This is a genomic window from Nonomuraea monospora (assembly GCF_039531895.1).
Classification (GTDB): domain Bacteria; phylum Actinomycetota; class Actinomycetes; order Streptosporangiales; family Streptosporangiaceae; genus Nonomuraea; species Nonomuraea monospora.
In genome coordinates, this window is the sequence record NZ_BAAAQX010000004.1 from 305,261 (window position 1) to 320,915 (window position 15,655).

General features: G+C 71.7%; 13 protein-coding genes. 10 read left to right on the forward strand and 3 right to left on the reverse strand.

The window, feature by feature from the left end; translation table 11 throughout:
* Positions 1 to 9: 9 nt before the first annotated feature.
* The 3 genes from ABD331_RS10340 to ABD331_RS10350 are packed head-to-tail and all read left to right on the forward strand — an operon-like array spanning position 10 to position 2,006.
* Positions 10 to 921 carry an alpha/beta hydrolase gene (locus ABD331_RS10340; RefSeq protein ID WP_344473025.1) on the forward strand — a complete coding sequence of 304 codons (912 nt, stop codon included), beginning with the start codon at positions 10 to 12 and terminating at the stop codon, positions 919 to 921.
* A gap of 41 nt (positions 922 to 962) precedes the next feature.
* Positions 963 to 1,553, forward strand: a complete 591-nt coding sequence (locus tag ABD331_RS10345; protein WP_344473027.1) for an MFS transporter — start codon at positions 963 to 965, stop codon at positions 1,551 to 1,553.
* A 51-nt stretch (positions 1,554 to 1,604) separates the two neighbouring features.
* Entirely contained in the window at positions 1,605 to 2,006 is a 402-nt protein-coding gene (locus ABD331_RS10350; protein WP_344473029.1) for an MFS transporter, read from the forward strand.
* On the opposite strand, the gene ABD331_RS10355 is transcribed toward ABD331_RS10350, so the two are convergent.
* Positions 1,960 to 2,901: an MBL fold metallo-hydrolase gene (locus tag ABD331_RS10355; protein WP_344473031.1), complete on the reverse strand. Its 942-nt coding sequence runs from the start codon at positions 2,899 to 2,901 to the stop codon at positions 1,960 to 1,962. The genes ABD331_RS10350 and ABD331_RS10355 overlap by 47 nt on opposite strands.
* A 67-nt stretch (positions 2,902 to 2,968) precedes the next feature.
* Here ABD331_RS10355 and ABD331_RS10360 point away from each other — a divergent pair, with 67 nt between their 5' ends.
* Positions 2,969 to 4,681, forward strand: coding sequence for a CocE/NonD family hydrolase (locus ABD331_RS10360; protein WP_344473033.1), 1,713 nt, complete (start codon positions 2,969 to 2,971; stop codon positions 4,679 to 4,681).
* On the opposite strand, the gene ABD331_RS10365 is transcribed toward ABD331_RS10360, so the two are convergent.
* Positions 4,668 to 5,285, reverse strand: coding sequence for a TetR/AcrR family transcriptional regulator (locus tag ABD331_RS10365; protein WP_344473035.1), 618 nt, complete (start codon positions 5,283 to 5,285; stop codon positions 4,668 to 4,670). The two genes, ABD331_RS10360 and ABD331_RS10365, sit on opposite strands and share 14 nt — an antisense overlap.
* 63 nt (positions 5,286 to 5,348) lie before the next feature.
* Here ABD331_RS10365 and ABD331_RS10370 point away from each other — a divergent pair, with 63 nt between their 5' ends.
* Positions 5,349 to 6,875, forward strand: coding sequence for an MFS transporter (locus tag ABD331_RS10370; RefSeq protein WP_344473037.1), 1,527 nt, complete (start codon positions 5,349 to 5,351; stop codon positions 6,873 to 6,875).
* Positions 6,876 to 6,954: 79 nt separating this feature from the next.
* Complete coding sequence (locus ABD331_RS10375) at positions 6,955 to 7,731, forward strand: NAD(P)-binding domain-containing protein (protein WP_344473039.1); 777 nt, start codon at positions 6,955 to 6,957, stop codon at positions 7,729 to 7,731.
* Between the two features lie 66 nt (positions 7,732 to 7,797).
* Here the strand turns inward: ABD331_RS10375 and ABD331_RS10380 are convergent, their stop codons facing one another.
* On the reverse strand, positions 7,798 to 8,358 hold the full coding sequence (locus ABD331_RS10380) for a TetR/AcrR family transcriptional regulator (RefSeq protein ID WP_344473041.1): 561 nt from the start codon (positions 8,356 to 8,358) through the stop codon (positions 7,798 to 7,800).
* A 72-nt stretch (positions 8,359 to 8,430) separates the two neighbouring features.
* Here ABD331_RS10380 and ABD331_RS10385 point away from each other — a divergent pair, with 72 nt between their 5' ends.
* From ABD331_RS10385 to ABD331_RS10400, 4 genes are all read left to right on the forward strand, one after another.
* The gene (locus tag ABD331_RS10385; protein ID WP_344473043.1) at positions 8,431 to 9,372 is read left to right on the forward strand and encodes an alpha/beta hydrolase; all 942 of its coding nucleotides are present in this window, start codon (positions 8,431 to 8,433) and stop codon (positions 9,370 to 9,372) included.
* Between the two features lie 94 nt (positions 9,373 to 9,466).
* Positions 9,467 to 11,173, forward strand: a complete 1,707-nt coding sequence (locus ABD331_RS10390) for an ABC transporter ATP-binding protein (protein WP_344473045.1) — start codon at positions 9,467 to 9,469, stop codon at positions 11,171 to 11,173.
* A complete protein-coding gene (locus tag ABD331_RS10395) occupies positions 11,170 to 12,885 on the forward strand; it encodes an ABC transporter ATP-binding protein (protein ID WP_344473047.1) in 1,716 nt (571 codons plus the stop codon). Before ABD331_RS10390 ends, ABD331_RS10395 begins: the two co-directional genes overlap by 4 nt.
* A 120-nt stretch (positions 12,886 to 13,005) precedes the next feature.
* Positions 13,006 to 15,651 (forward strand): hypothetical protein, encoded by a 2,646-nt coding sequence (locus ABD331_RS10400; protein WP_344473049.1) that lies wholly within the window; start codon positions 13,006 to 13,008, stop codon positions 15,649 to 15,651.
* Positions 15,652 to 15,655 lie beyond the last annotated feature (4 nt).

Consider the following 15,655-nt stretch of genomic DNA (forward strand, 5'->3'; position numbering starts at 1 on the left):
GCGTGAACCATGACTGTGCATCCCGACATCGCCAAGATCCTCGCCACGCTGCCGCCCGCCGACGGCACGAGGCCCGACCCGGTGGCGGCGCGCGCCGCCGAGCAGGCGCACGTCCCCGCGCCTGAGGACCGCCTGCCGCTGCACGCGGTCGAGGACACGACCGCGGCGGGCGTGCCGGTGCGGATCTACACGCCGGTGGCGGCCGAGTCGTACGGGCTGCTCGTGTACTTCCACGGCGGCGCGTTCTTCTCCGGCGGTCTCGACACCCATGACGGCGTGGCGCGGTCGCTGGCCAAGGAGACCGGGCACCGGGTCGTCTCCGTCGGCTACCGCCTGGCCCCGGAGGCCGCCTACCCGGCCGGTCTCCAGGACTGCTACGCGGTGGTCCGCTGGGCGGCTGAGAACGGCGACCGGCTCCAGTGGGACGGCGGGAACCTGGCGGTCGCCGGTGACAGCTCGGGCGGCAACTTCGCCGCCGCCGTGGCCGCGCTGGCGCACGACGACGGCTTCGGCCGCATCACGCACCAGATCCTCTTCTACCCCTCCGTCGATCTCGACTTCGACACCGGCCGCTACGCCTCGCTCCGGGACAACGCCGAGGGCTACGGCCTGGAGACGGTGGCGCTGAAGCCGTACAACTCCTTCTACCTCGACAGCGGCGCCGACCCGTCGGACCCGCTCGTCTCCCCCGTCAAGCGGCAGGACCTCACCGGCCTGCCCGCTGCCCTCGTCGTCACGGCGGAGTACGACCCGCTGCGCGACGAGGGCGAGCTCTACGGCCAGAAGCTCAGGGAAGCGGGCGTGCCCGCGACGGTCCGCCGCTACGCGGGCGCCAATCACGGCTTCGTCGTCAACTTCGCGTGGATCCCTGAGTACTACCAGGCCTTCCGCGACGCGGGCGAGTTCCTGAACCGGCGCTGAGCTTCTCTCCTTCCCCCCACCGCCCGCTCAAGGAGAGCGTCATGTCATCGGTCGACGTCGAGAAGGTCGTGGGTGAGAGCAGGTTCAACCGCTTTCACCTGATGCGCGAGTGGAGCCTGTCGCCCGTCGAGGGCGGGCTCATCGGCAGCTACGGGTTCTTCGGGATGATGCTGGGCGCCATCTGCTTCGGCGTCCTGGCCGACCGGTTCGGCAGGCGGAACGTGCTCGTGGTGAGCGTGTTCCTGTTCAGTGTGTTCATGTTCCTGTGCGCGTTCGCGACGGGGCCCGTCTCCTTCTCCCTGTTCCGCTTCGTCGGCGGCGTGGGCATCGGCGGCATCCTGGCACCCGCCCTGGCCCTGCTCATGCTGCCCGGCCTGGGCTGGCGCAGCCTCTACTGGGTGGCGATCCTGCCGGTCCCGTTCCTGCCGTTCATGGTGCGCCACTTCGCGAGTCGCCCGCGGTGCTGCTGGCCAAGGGACGGACGGACGAGCTGCGCGCGCTCCTGGCCCGCGTCAACCCCGACGCCGCGATCGCTCCCGGCGCGGTGCTGGAGGTGGACGCGCGGCAGAGCCCCGGCGGCCTTCCCCTGGCCGAGCTGTTCAGGAACCGCCGCGCGCTGGCCACGATCATGATCGGCGTCGCCTTCTTCATGTGCCTGCTGATGATCAACGGGCGCCAAGCGGGTGCTCATCCCCATGTTCGTCGGCTCGGCCGTCGCCCTCAGCCTGCTCGGCTTCGCGAACGGCTTCGCCGTCCTGGCGGTCCTGGTCTTCGTGGCCGGCGCGTGCACGACGGGCTCGCAGAACATCGCCTACTCCTTCGTCTCGCAGTACTACCGGCCCTCGATGCGGGCGACGGGCATCGGCCTGGCCTCCGCCGTGGGGCGGGTGGGCGCGATCGTCGGGCCGACGTACGGCGGGATCCTGCTCTCGCTGAGCCTGCCCGCCGAGCTGAACTTCGTCTCGTTCGCGGTGCCGGGCGTCATCGCGGCGCTCGCCTTCTGGTTCGTACGCGCCGCCGCGACGCCCGGTCAGGAGGTCAGCGAGCCGCTTCCCGCCGTCGCAGATAGCCGTGGAGCGTCGTGAAGAACGGCGACGGCTCCAGCCGGGGGTCGCCCTGGTAGCCGAGCTCCTCGGCGACCGGGGCGAACGGCGAGTACACCGAGTCGCTGCGCCTCAAGCCCCCGCGCAGGTAGCGGCCGGTGACCTCGCCGATGCGGGCCTCGATGTCCAGGCTCTCCGTCAGGGCCCGCTCCGCTCCTTCGCGGTCGAGCACGACGTCGTAGGCGACCCCGTCCGCGCCCCGGTACGGGTGGCCCAGGTACAGGGAGTCAGGACGGATCTCGTCGCGGAGGCGGAGCAGGCTCGCCCGGTAGGCGTCCGGGTCCTCGTACCCGGGGAAGCCGTTGGCGGCGCCGTGGATCTGCACGGCGTCGCCGACGAAGACGGCGCTCCGGCCGTCCACGGCGTAGGCGACGGATCCGGCGGTGTGGCCGGGCACGTGGTGCACGGAGACGGTGACGCCGCCGCCCAGCGGCAGCGTCTCGCCGCCGCGCAGCGGCACGGTCGGCTCCAGCTCACCGGAGATCACCGCGCCGGCCGCCTCGGTCTGCTTCCGTACGCCTTGGGGGTCGTCGAGGTACTGCTGCCGCACGCTGACGTACTGGTCCACGTGGGCCTGCCGGGCGCGCAGCAGGTGCGCGTCGGCCTCGTGGATCACGATCTCGGCGCGCCGGCCGGTGAGCTCCCACAGGGCGTGCGCGCCGCCGAGGTGGTCGATGTGGCCGTGGGTGAGCAGGATCCAGCGCACGTCCTCGACGCGGCGGCCCAGCCTCTCCAGCTCGGGGGCCATGCCGCCGGCGGGCGAGCCGGCGATGCCCGTGTCGACGACGGCCGGCTCGGGGGCGTCGATGAAGTAGCTGTAGAGACCGAAGCGTCCCCAGGGCGACACCAGCGGGTGGATGTCAACGTCGTGCGCCATCGCTGCCTCTCCTTCGACCGTTTAATATAATAATATGCATAAGTCAGGCGAAGGGAGCCGCACACTCATGGCCGATCTGAAGACCTGGGACGCGGGTGGGCAGAAGATCACCATCCGCAAGGATCTCGGGGCCCCGATGCGCGACGGCGTCACCCTCGCGCTCGACGTCTACCACGGGCCGGAGGACAAGCCGCGGCCCGCGCTCGTCGCCATGAGCCCGTACGGCAAGGAGCTGCAGGCCCAGTCGCTCATGCTGCCGCCGCAGCGCCGCCCCAGCCCGCTGTGGGACGGCTGCCTGGAGGCCGGCGACATCGCCCGCATCGTCGGCGAGGACTACGTCCACGTCATCGCCGACCTGCGCGGCTCCGGCGCCTCGGGCGGCGTCATGGTGGGCAACTACAACGCCGGCGGCACGCCGCTCGGCCAGGACGCCTACGACCTCATCGAGTGGGTCGCCGAGCAGCCCTGGTGCGACGGCAACGTCGGCATGGTCGGCGTGTCGTACTTCGCCTCCATGCAGGTGCTGGCCGCGGCCGAGCGCCCGCCCCACCTGAAGGCGATCTTCTGCAGCGGCGGCCACTACGACTTCTACGAGACCTCCTACCACGGCGGCATCCTCTGGTTCATGCCCCGCGCCGCGCGGGAGGGCCGCGGCGGCGACTCCGGCATCGCCGTCGCCGACATCAGGTCCAGGATGCAGGCGCAGCTCTCCCCCGAGGAGCTGGCCGCGCGCGTCGAGGCGCGGCTCGCCGACCCCGACGTCGCCCGCTGGCCGAACCTGGCCCACATCCTGCACTACCCGAAGAACCGCGAGCTCTGGTACGACATCATCCTCAACGAGCTGGACGGCGAGTACTACGAGGAGCGCAACCCCATCACGCTCGCCCCCAACATCGACATCCCCGTCTACGTGCAGATCAACTGGGGCCGGGGCTGGACCGTGGACGGCAGCATCGAGCTGTTCAAGGCGCTCAGGGGCCCCAGGAAGCTCGACCTCCTCCCCTACCCGCCCATGCAGGAACGCCCGTTCCACGAGGTCCACGACGACATGTTCCGGTGGTACGACCACTGGCTCAAGGGCATCGACACCGGCGTGATGGACGAGCCTGCCGTCAAGGTCTTCGTCGAGGGCTCCCGCAAGTGGGTCACGTCGCCGCGGTGGCCGCTGGACGGGGTCGAGCACCGGCCGCTCTACCTGCGCCCCCGCCGCAGGCTCTCCGCCGATCCCGAGCCGCTCGGCCCCGAGTACGCCGCCCCCGACGGCTTCTACCAGGCGCCGCTGACGGTGACGGACCAGGTCGAGACGCTGACCTGGGCCACCGAGCCGTTCGCCGAGGAGACCGGGATGGCCGGCACCGGCGCCGCGCACCTGTTCGTGGAGATCGACACCGACGACACGAACCTCATCCTCCGCCTCTGGGACACCGCCCCCGACGGCGGGCGCCAGCTCGTCACCACCGGCTACCTCAAGGCCTCCCACCGCGAGCTGGACGAGCGCACCACCGAGGGCGACCCGTACCACCCGCACACCCGCGCCGTCCCCGTCGAGCCTGGCGTGATCGAGGAGTACGTGGTGCGGCTCTACCCCTTCGCCAACTCCTTCCGGCCGGGGCACCGCCTGGAGGTGGAGCTGTCCTGTGACGAGCCACTGGCCGACACGCACAACTCCCTGCTGCCGCCCGAGGCCATGCACCTGCCGTCCGGCCGCGCGACCAGCCACAAGGTCTACCGCGACGCCGCCCACCGGTCACGGCTCGTGCTGCCGTTCACGACGGCCTAGGCACCCCGAGCAGCGGCAGCCACACCTCGTCCACGATCTGCGCGATCGCCTCGTCCGGCACCGCGCGCATCGTCATGAACATGTCGTGCCGCAGCAGGTCGAGCGGCAGGTTCAGGACGCGGGCCGGGCGCGGCACGTCCGGCAGCTCGCCGCGCCCGACCGCGCGGGCCACGATGGTCTCGAAGGCGGTCGGGTGGCCGGGCGGCAGGAGGGTGTCGCGCAGCTCGCCGAGGCTCGTGCCGGTGTCCTGGAAGTAGTCCACGAGCTGCACGCTCATCAGCGTGATCATGCCCGCGCGGTCGGCGTCGGCGTTGCGCAGGAAGCCGATCGCGTCGCCGCGCAGGCTGCCGGTGTCGGGGATCGCGATCGGCCGCCAGTACCTGGTGAGCGTGGCCAGCAGCAGGTCCTCGCGGCGCGGCCAGCGACGGTAGAGGACGGGGCGGCTGGTGCCGGCGCGGGCGGCGACCGCCTCGTAGGTGAAGCCGAGGTAGCCGTGCTCCAGCAGGACGTCCCAGGCGGCGTCGAGGAGCGCGTCCTCCAGCCGGGCGCCGCGCCGCCGGGTCGCCCCGTCGTCCCCCGTTCTCCGTCCAGGCTCGAGACTCACGCGCGTACCTTATCGCGGCCGGTCCGGCCCCACCGTGGGGTGGTTTCGCACAGGTATGTGACCATGTTCCCCGAGCACCAGAGCCGGCCGGCCGCCCTCGACCCCCGCCCGAGGCCCGCGCCGACCGGCACCCCCGGAGAGAACATGACGCGCGTCCCCCACGACTCCCCGCCCGCAACGGCCGCTCCCCGGCGGGTCGCGCTGATCGTGGCCGTGGCGTGGTTCATGCAGAACCTCGACACCACGATCATCAACACGTCCCTCCCCCAGATGGCGCGGACGTTCGGCGTGGACGCCGTCAGCGTGAACATCGGCATCACCGCGTACGTCGTCGCGGGCGCCGCCTTCATCCCGCTCGGCGGCTGGCTGTCCGACCGGTACGGCGCCAAGCGGGTGTTCGCGACCGCGATCGTGGTGTTCGGCCTGGCCTCGGTCGGCTGCGCGGCCTGCACCGAGCTGTGGCAGTTCGTGCTGGCCCGCGTCGTGCAGGGCGTCGGCGGCGCCCTGATGATGCCGGTCGGCCGCATCATCGTGCTGAGGAACGCCGGCAAGGAGGACCTGCTGCGCGCGACGGCGCTGATCACCTGGCCCGGCCTGATCGCGCCCGTCATCGCCCCCGTCGTCGGCGGCGCGCTGACCACCTGGTACGGCTGGCAGTGGATCTTCCTGCTGAACGCGCCGCTCGCGCTCATCGGCACCGCGCTCGTGCTGGCCTTCGTCCCCGGCGTGCGCGAGGCGGCGCGCAGGCCGCTGGACCGCACGGGAACGGTCCTCATCATCAGCGCGCTCAGCCTCACCATCTACGGCCTGTCCGAGCTGGCCCACCCGTCGGCCGTCGGCCTGGACCTCGCCCTGCTCGCCGTCGGCACGCTGGTGGGCGTGGCCGCCGTCCGATGGTTCCGCCGGGCCGCCCATCCGCTGATCGAGCTGACGCCGCTGCGGGTGCCCACGTTCGCGGCCTCCACCCTGCACGCCGGGAACCTCATCCGGCTGGCCATCAGCGCGACGCCGTTCCTGCTGCCGCTCATGCTGCAGGAGGCGTGGCGGCTGACACCGCTGGAGGCCGGTCAGATCGTGCTCGTGTACTTCCTGGGCAACCTGGTCGTCAAGGCGATCACCACGCCGCTGCTGCGGCGGCTCGGCTTCCGCACGGTGCTGATCGGCAACGGGGTGGGGGTGGCGCTGTCCATCGCGGCCTTCGGGCTGCTGGACGCGCGTACGGGGTTCGTCGTGGTGTCGGCGGTGGCCTTCGTCGCGGGGGTGACCAGGTCGATCGAGTTCACCGGGATCAACACGCTGTCGTTCGCCGACATCGGGCCCGGAGACCGGGCCTCGGCCTCGATGTTCTTCAGCATGATGCAGCAGATCTCCATGGCGCTGGGGGTGGCCGCCGCCGCGATCGTCCTCCAGGTCGCGCACGGCCCGGCCGCCACGCCGCTCACCCAGGGCGACTTCGCCGTGGCCTTCTGGCTGTCGGGGGCGGTCGCGCTGGTGGGCGCGCTGCTGATGACGACGCTGCGCCCGGACGCCGGACACGAGGTCACCGGGCACCGGCCGCGCCGGAAACGTGAGGCTCCAGCCCGCAGGTGAGTGGGGGCTCGCCTGCACCCGTGCGCAGCCGACCGGGAAGTCGCCGATAGGCTCGCGTTCGCCCGTCTTGCCTGTTCACGTGGAGGTAGCAGCAGTGCGCATCGGCATCGTCGGAGTGGGCGAGATCGGCCGGGCCATCGTGACCGGCCTGTGCGAGGGCGACGGCGAGGCCCCTCAGGTATTCCTCTCGCCCCGGGGCGCCCGCGTGGCCGCCGAGCTGGCCGAACGCTACGAGAGCGTGCGGGTGTGCGCCGGCAACCAGGACGTGATCGACAACTCCGACCTGGTGATCATCGCCGTGCGCCCCCACGACCGGCACGAGGCGCTGGCCGGCCTGCGGGTGGACGACGACAAGATCGTGGTCAACGTGATGGGCGGCGTCGCCAACGACGACGTGCGCCGCACGCTCGGCACCGGCGCGCCGGTGGTGCGGGCCATCCCGCTGCCCGCCGTCCGCGAGCGCCGCTCGGTCACGGTGACCTGCCCGTCGCATCCGGTGGTGGACGCGCTCTTCGCCACGCTGGGAGGGGCGCTGCCCGTCGCCGACGAGGCGGCCTTCAACGTCTTCTCCGCCCTGACCGCCACGCTGAGCACGCACTACGCCTACCTCGCCACGCTCTCGTCGTGGGCCGCCGGGCACGGCATGTCCGCCGCCGACGCCGACCGTTACGTGCGCGGCCTCTTCGAAGGCGTGGGCCGCAGCCTGGGCGACGAGAGCCGCTCCTTGGAGCAGCTCGCGGCCGACCACGAGACCCCCAAGGGGCTCAACGAGCGCGTCCGCACCACCTGGTTCGACCAGGCCGGCTCCGACTCCCTGCGCGCGACCCTCGACGCCCTTCTCGCAGACCTGAAGTAACCGCCGCCCAAGCCGTCCTGGCGGACCACCTCAGGGCCGGCCACCCGTCGTACCAGCCGGAACTTCTCACCGGAAATGCGGCAGGACCAACTCCACCAGCGCGTCCACGTCCTCGTCCACCATCGGCTCGCCGGTCATGCCCATCCGGTGCAGCAGGGTCCCCACGACGACGTCGATGAAGAACAGCACCCGCTGCTCCGGCTCGTCGAGCGCCTCCTGGAGCGCGATCCGGTAGGGATCCTGGAAGCGGGACGCGAGGATCTCGCGCAGGTCGGGATCGCTGACGGCGTCGCTGAACACGCCCGCGAACGCGTCCCCCACCCCGGGCTCCCCGATCTTGCCCGCGCTCCACCGGATGATCGAGGACATCATCTCGGCCCGACTGTCACCCTCCAGCGGCACCGGGCCGAACGCGTCGAGCAGGACGTCCACGATCAGCGCGCCCTTCGTCGGCCAGCGCCGGTAGATCGTCGTCTTCGCGATGCCCGCCGCGGCGGCGATGCGCTCCACCGTGGCCCGCGCGTAACCCAGCTCCTGGACCGTGCTCAGCGTCGCGGCGAAGACCGTGTCGTTGACGCCGGATCGCGGGCGGCCGGGCGGGCGGCTCGCGGGTGTGGTCGAACTCATTCTCACACGATACCGAATTGCGCTACCGTTAGTTTCGAAACCTCAGGTAGCGGAATCCCCTTGGAGGAGCGCATGACCGACATCACCGCGATGGGACGCCCGGCGGAGCCGGACTGGTCGTCCACCGTGACCACCGAGGAACTGACCGCCTTCCGGGACGCCGAGAACCGCGTCCGGGCGTCCGCCGCGGCACGGGTGATCACCGGGGAGCCCGACCCCGGCGCCACGATCGGCTGGCAGAAGGCGGCACTCCCCGGCCGTGAGGTTCCCGTTCGCGTGTACCGGCCCTCCGCCGCAGGCCCCCTCCCCCTCGTGATCCACGTGCACGGCGGCGGGTGGGTCGGGACGGCCGCGCAGAGCGACTGGGTCAACAGCCACCTCGCCGCCCACCTGCCGGCGCTCGTCGTCTCGGTCGAGCACCGCCTGCTCGACTGGGAGACGCCGCTGCCTGCAGCCGCCGACGACGGCTGGGACGTGCTCCGCCACGTGGTCGAGCACGCCGAGACGTGGGGCGTCGATCCGTCCCGCGTCGCCCTCTTCGGCGAGAGCTGCGGCGGGCTGATCAGCGCGCTGGCCGCCGTCAGGGCCAGGCGGGAGGGCCTGCCTCTGCGGGCGCAGGTGCTGGTCAACCCCGCCGTGGACGTGACCTCGACGGCTCTGACGTACGACTCGACGGCCCGGTTCTCGCAGACGCCCACCCTCACCCTGCCGCAGTTGCGCTTCTTCCAGCGCGTGGCCGTCCCCGAGGGCGGCGACGCCCGCGCGTTGTCCCCGCTGTACGCCGACGACCTGGGCGGGCTGGCCCCGGCGCTCGTGGTGGTGCCGACCCACGACCCGCTCGCCGACCACGGCCGCCGCTACGCCGAGCGGCTCCAGGCGGCCGGGACGCCCGCGCGGCTCAGCGAGTACCCGGAGGCGGGGCACGCGTTCCTCAGCATGCCGGGCATGGCGCCGCAGGCGACGCCCGCGCGGGCGGAGATCCTCGCCTTCCTCCGGGAGCACCTCGGTGCCTGAGCCCGCCGCCCCCTCCGAGGCTCCCCCAGCGCACGGAAGCCGCCCAACGCCCGGGAGTCCCTCAGCGCACGGGCGCGTTCAGAGCGTCGCGGGGTTGTTGCGCCCGCACACAGGCGGTTTCGCCGCCCTGGTGCTCCTTCAGGTGATCGGCGCAGTGGCGGGCCTGGCGCCGCTGCTGGCGGTGGCCGAGCTGGGCCGGACGCTGCTGTCCCCCGCCCCGGCCGACCCCGCCCACGTCTGGTCCGTGGTGCTGGCCGGCGTGGCGGGCCTGCTGGTCCGGCTGGCGTTCACCACGGCGTCGTCGGGGATCGGGCACCTGCTCGACGGCCAGGTGCAGCTCGCCTTCCGCCGGCGGCTGGCCGAGCACCTGGGCCGCGTCCCGATCGGCTGGTTCTCCCGGCGCGGCACGGGCGAGCTGGCCAAGGTGGTCGGCGAGGACGTGAGCGCCGTGCACCCGTTCATCGCGCACACGCCGGGCGAGCTGGTCTCGGCGTTCGTGGTGCCGCTGGTGTCGCTGGTCTACCTGTTCACCGTGGACTGGCGGCTGACGCTGATCACGTTGATCCCGGTGCTGATGGCGGTGGCGCTGGTCCCGCTGATGATGACCCCGGCCAGGGAGCGGGAGCAGCGGGAGTTCGACGCGGCCATGGGGCGGATCGCCGACTCGGCGGTGGAGTTCGTGCAGGGCATCGCGGTGGTGAAGGCGTTCGGCGGCGCCGGGCGTACGCACCGGAGGTTCCTGACGGCCACCGACGAGTTCGCCGGCACGTTCCTGCGGTGGGCGCGCGGGCTGGCGCCGATCGCCGCGGGGATGCAGACGGCGCTGGCGCCGCCGTTCGTGCTGCTGGTGGTGCTGGCCGGCGGCGCGGCGCTGATCGCGGGCGGCGGCCTGGCGCCCGCCGACCTGCTGCCCTTCCTGCTGCTGGGCCTGGGGCTGACCGCGCCGGTGGCGGCGCTGGGGCACGGGTTCGACGACCTGACGGCGGCCTGGCGCGCGGCCGGCCGGATCAGGGACGTCCTGGCGGTGGAGCCGCTGCCGGAGCCCGCCCGCCCGGTCGCGGCGCGCGGCCACCGGGTGGAGCTGCGGGACGTGCGCTTCGGGTACGACGCGGGCCGCGAGGTGCTGCGCGGCATCGACCTGGCCTTCGAGCCCGGCACGGTCACCGCGATCGTCGGCCCGTCGGGCAGCGGCAAGTCCACGCTGGTCCAGCTCCTGCCGCGGTTCTTCGACCCGACGCACGGCTCGATCACCCTGGGCGGCGTCGATCTGCGCGACCTCGGCAGCCGGGAGCTCTACCGGACGGTCTCCTTCGTCTTCCAGGACATCCGCCTGCTGCGCGCCTCCGTCGCCGACAACATCGCGCTGGCCGTCCCGCAGGCGAACCACGACCGGGTGGTCCGCGCCGCCCGGCTGGCAGGCGTCCACGACCGGATCCTGCGGCTGCCGCGCGGCTACGACACGGTGCTCGGCGAGGAGGCCGAGCTGTCGCGCGGCGAGGCGCAACGCGTCGCCATCGCCCGCGCGCTGCTCGCCGACACCCCCGTGCTGGTGCTGGACGAGGCCACCGCGTTCGCCGACCCGCAGACCGAGCAGGCCGTCCGGCAGGCGCTGGCCACGCTGCGCGGCGACCGCACGATCGTGGTCATCGCGCACCGCCTGGAGACGATCGCCGACGCCGACAGCGTCGTGATGCTGGACGACGGCGCCGTCGTCGAGCGCGGCACGCCCGCCGAGCTGCTGAGCGGGAACGGCCGGTTCGCCGCGTTCTGGCAGACCCACCGAGGAGACGAGCCCCGATGATCCGCATGCTGCTGCGCGTCCTGGGACACCGGTACGCGCGTCCGGTGCGCCGCACCGTGGCCCTGATGACGGCGACCGCGGTCGTCGAGGGCCTGTCGTACGCCCTGCTGGTGCCCGTGCTGCGAGCGCTGTTCGGCGGCGATCCGGGAGCCGCCCGCCCGTGGCTGATCGCGTTCGGCGCGGCGGTCGCGGGCTACGCCGCGCTCCGCTACGCCAGTGACCTGTCCGGTTTCCGCGTCGGGACGACGTTGCTGCGCGGCACGTACCACCGGCTCGGCGACCACCTGGCCCGCCTGCCGATCGGCTGGTACGGGCCCGGCCGCGTCGGCGAGGTGTCGCTCCTGGCGAGCAGGGGCGTGCTGCAGGCGGTGAGCGTGCTCGCGCACGTGCTGGCGCCGTACATCTCCGCCGCCGTCACCCCGCTGACCATCGTCGCCGTGATGCTCGCCGTCACCTGGCAGCTCGGGCTCGCGGCGCTGCTCGCCGTGCCGGTCGTGGCGGCCGTCCAGCTCTGGACGGGCCGCGCGACGGCCGCCGCCGACGCCGAACGCCACCACCGAGACCAGCGCGCCGCCGGCCGGGTCATCGAGTACCTCCAGGCCCAGCCGGTGCTGCGGGCGGGCGGCCGCACCGCCGAGCGCTTCGGCCTGCTCGACGACTCGCTGCGCGAGCTCCAGCGCGCCTCCCGCCGTTCCGCGCTGTCGGCGCTGCCGGGCGTCCTCGGCCTCTCCCTCACCGTGCAGGCCCTCTTCACCGCGCTCCTCGTCCTCGGCGCCAACCTGGCACTCGGCGGCGGCATCGGCCCGGCCGAGCTGCTGGCCTCCCTCGTCCTGGCCACCCGCTGCGCGGACCCGCTCCTCTCCCTGGGCGACATCGGCGGCCAGCTCCGCGGCGCCCGCGCCGAACTCGCCAAACTCGACGACCTCCTCAGCACCCCGCCCCTGCCCGAACCCCGCTCACCGATCACCCCGGCCACCCACGACCTGCGATTCGACGCCGTCACCTTTCGCCACGGCGACCACACGGTGGTCGACAACCTGTCCCTGACCATCCCGGAAGGCAGGCGCCTCGCCGTGGTCGGCCCGTCGGGCGCGGGCAAGAGCACCCTCCTGCAACTCCTGGCCCGCTTCCACGACGTGGACGCCGGCGCCGTCCGCATCGGCGGCACCGACGTCCGCGACATCGACACGCGGGAGCTGATGTCCCGGATCGCCATCGTCTTCCAGGACGTCTACCTCTTCGACGGCACCATCGAGGACAACCTCCGCCTCGGCCGCCCCGGCGCCACCGACGCCGAGGTCCGCGCGGCGGCGACCGCGGCCCGCCTGGACGAGGTCATCGAACGCCTCCCGGACGGCTGGGCCACCCCCGTCGGCGAAGGCGGCGCCCTGCTGTCGGGCGGCGAGCGCCAGCGCGTCTCCATCGCCCGCGCCCTGCTCAAGGACGCGCCCGTCGTGCTGCTGGACGAGGTGACCTCGGCGCTCGATCCGGTGAACGAGGCGGCCGTGCACGAGGGGATCGAGCGGTTGATGGCGGGGCGGACCGTGGTGATGGTGGCGCATCGGCTGCGGACCGTGCGCGGCGCCGATCGCATCGCCTTTCTGGACGGGGGGCGGATCGTGGAGGAGGGCACGCATGACGAGCTGCTCCACCGGGGCGGGCGCTACGCCGCTTTTTGGGATATTTCCATGGCACCGGCAGGGAATGCATAGGTATTGCGCGGCGACCGGCTGAGATAAAGAAATGCGCGTTCCAGCATTTGTCTCTCACGCCTGGCCGCGACGACTTACCGTGGTCGGGATTCGTTCTCGTCAAGGTCACGGGAGTCAAAAGTGAGCGCTTCTCCGATTCGATCCCTGGCCATAAAAATGGTCCGCCGATCGGCGGTCTGGAAGAGAAGCACGTTCGTTCCTGCGGTCATCTTCACCGGCCCGCACCGCGAGGCGCAGGCCTCCATCTTCGCCGGTGCGGTCGCCGGTGAGGTGCCGAACGCGGACGTGAGCCACGACCACGGGCGCCAGACGACCTTCCGGACACTCATCGACCGCGCGGCCGGGGGGACGGGGGATCTGGGCGCCCGAGTGCCGGGTTCCTGGTTGCCGGCGCCGCGATTTCCGCTCACCCAGATCATTCTGTTCGCGCTGCGAATCCATGAGGAGCGAGAACAACCACCCGAAGAGAACCGGGGCGACCAGGCCGGCAGCGGCTCGCAAAGGTCCCGGGACGCGGTCTACGAAGAACGCCTGCGAGAATGGCGGCGCCGACGCGCCCCCCTGCGATCGTTCGGCGGCCGTTTCGAATATTTCGTGCGATTCCTGGGCGGCCCGTCCATCGTGGCGGCGATTGTCACGGTGCTGCTCACGAAGTGGCTGGAGACCGCCGGCGCGGCCAACGTGTTCATCCTCGCGAGTTCCTTCGTCGGCGCGGTACTGGCCGCCCTGGCGATGGCCCGCTTCTGGTCCAGTGGCACGTACCGGCATCGCTGGTTCTGCACGGAGCCGTATGTGCGGCGCGGCGAGCGCGAAGCACTGCCCGCCTACCTGCGCAGGGTGGCGGAGCAGGAGGACGACGCCGTCATCGAGCGGCTGCTCATGTTCGCCTTCCTCGAGGATCTGCGCCTCGCCTACCGCCGCAAGGCGCCCTGGCCGGGGTGGGGCAGGGGCGGCTACGCCGTTCTCCGGCTCGGCGACATCGGCCGTGACGCCGAGCGGACGAATTTCCTCAAGGTCATGCATCGGGTGCTCACGGACACAGGACGGAAGGTGCCGCTGCTCGTCGTCGCCGAGGCGGACGTCTGGCCCGCGGGCCTGTGCGGCGACGACCATCCGTCCGCGGCCCGGGTGAACCCGGCGGGCCCTGACCTGCTCCGGGCCCATGCCGACTGGCAGGACTCCGCACAACGGGTGTCGCCCTGCCCTTACCTGGTCATGGACCGGAGCGCGGCCTACGAGAAGTTCACGGACGTGCCGCAGGTCAAGCGGCGCGCCCTCCGGCGATTTCGTCCCGTCGGATACTGGCTGCTGGTCGCGACGACCATTCTGCTGCCGCTCGGCGGAGGCGGGTGGTGGGTGCTGCGCCCGTGTGGGTCAGGTCTGTCCTCGATGAACGGCGAATGCATCGGCCTGAGTAGCGCCACCGTCAATTACGACTCCACGCTCGCGCCGATCCTGCGCCTCATCACCGATCAGAACGACTTCATCCCTGCGGACGCCAAGATCTACCGCATCATCTACTTCGGGCAGCTCACCCGCTCCGGGGAGCAGGATCCCGGTCACAGCCTGGTCGGCACAGCCGCGGAGCTGACCGGGCTCTACGCCAGGCAGCTCGAGACCAACAAGCAGCAGAGCGACTGGAAGGTGCAGGTCGAGTTCGCCAATCCGGGGCAGGATTTCACGAACGCCCGCATGGCCGCCGATGCGATCGTCAAGCGCGCGGCCTGGGATCGTTCCATCGCGGCCGTGGTCGGCCTCGGCTGGAGCCGCACCGAGGTGCGAACAGCGTTGGAGATCTTGTGCGGGGCGCAACTGCCGGCGGTCACGACCTCCGCGGGCGCTGATCGGCTGCGCCCGCTCGGCGGCAAGATGTGCCCGTATTTCTACCGGATGGCGGCACTCAACTCACACCAGGCCAGAGTCGCGGTCCATTGGCTGAAAACGGGCCTGCCGTTGCAGGAGGGCAAGCTGCCCGAGAACCCCAAGGTGGCGATTCTGCAGCAACGAGATGAGCTGGAGATCTACAGCGAGGACATGGCAGACGAGTTCGCGAAGATCTATCCAGCGAACCTCTACCGGAGATACGTCTACACCGACGACAAAGATCTGCGGTACATGGTCGAACAAGCGTGCCGGGAATACGGAGCCCTGTTCTACACGGGCCGCGCCGCACTGTTCCCGGTGCTGGACGACGCGTGGCGGACTCACTGTGCGAAGCGAAATGTGCCTGTGCTGTCCTCTGACGATGTGACGAGCATGGTGGCCACGGAGACGAAGCGCAACCCGCAGGGACACAACATGGATGTGCGGTTCATCTCGCTCAGCGATCCCCGTACGGACGAGAGCGCCCCGGTCGCGAACAACCACGAGAGTGTCGTCCGCGAGATCATGAAGCAGGTCGAGACCGAACGTAAGAAGAGCACGCACGAGGGCCATCCGCCACCCGTGCCACTGCCTGCCGACCATGTCATGCTGACCCACGACGCGGCGCTCGCCGTCACCACCGCCTTCGACTGGATCCGCGGCTATACGGACGGCATGGACGTCAGCGCCGGAGTGCAGGACAACCTGCGTGGCCTCGAAGTCGCCGGCGCTACCGGCGCGATCACCTTTCCGATGGGCAAGGAGCCGCATGACGCGCAGAACCGGAGACTGTGGCTCATGCGGGCGGTCCCACGCGAGCGGCTCGAGCGGGTGGACGTCTGTCATGTCGAGAACACCATGGTCGTCTGCGAAGGGGCGCAGGAGGCGAAGGCCCCTTCGTGAACTC

What these genes read in the sequence shown, in the direction of transcription:
- ABD331_RS10340 (WP_344473025.1), top strand. Translation starts at nt 10, where the DNA reads ATGACTGTGCATCCCGACATCGCCAAGATCCTCGCCACGCTGCCGCCC.
- ABD331_RS10345 (WP_344473027.1), top strand. Translation starts at nt 963, where the DNA reads ATGTCATCGGTCGACGTCGAGAAGGTCGTGGGTGAGAGCAGGTTCAAC.
- ABD331_RS10355 (WP_344473031.1), bottom strand. Translation starts at nt 2,901, where the DNA reads ATGGCGCACGACGTTGACATCCACCCGCTGGTGTCGCCCTGGGGACGC.
- ABD331_RS10360 (WP_344473033.1), top strand. Translation starts at nt 2,969, where the DNA reads ATGGCCGATCTGAAGACCTGGGACGCGGGTGGGCAGAAGATCACCATC.
- ABD331_RS10370 (WP_344473037.1), top strand. Translation starts at nt 5,349, where the DNA reads ATGTTCCCCGAGCACCAGAGCCGGCCGGCCGCCCTCGACCCCCGCCCG.
- ABD331_RS10380 (WP_344473041.1), bottom strand. Translation starts at nt 8,358, where the DNA reads ATGAGTTCGACCACACCCGCGAGCCGCCCGCCCGGCCGCCCGCGATCC.
- ABD331_RS10385 (WP_344473043.1), top strand. Translation starts at nt 8,431, where the DNA reads ATGACCGACATCACCGCGATGGGACGCCCGGCGGAGCCGGACTGGTCG.
- ABD331_RS10395 (WP_344473047.1), top strand. Translation starts at nt 11,170, where the DNA reads ATGATCCGCATGCTGCTGCGCGTCCTGGGACACCGGTACGCGCGTCCG.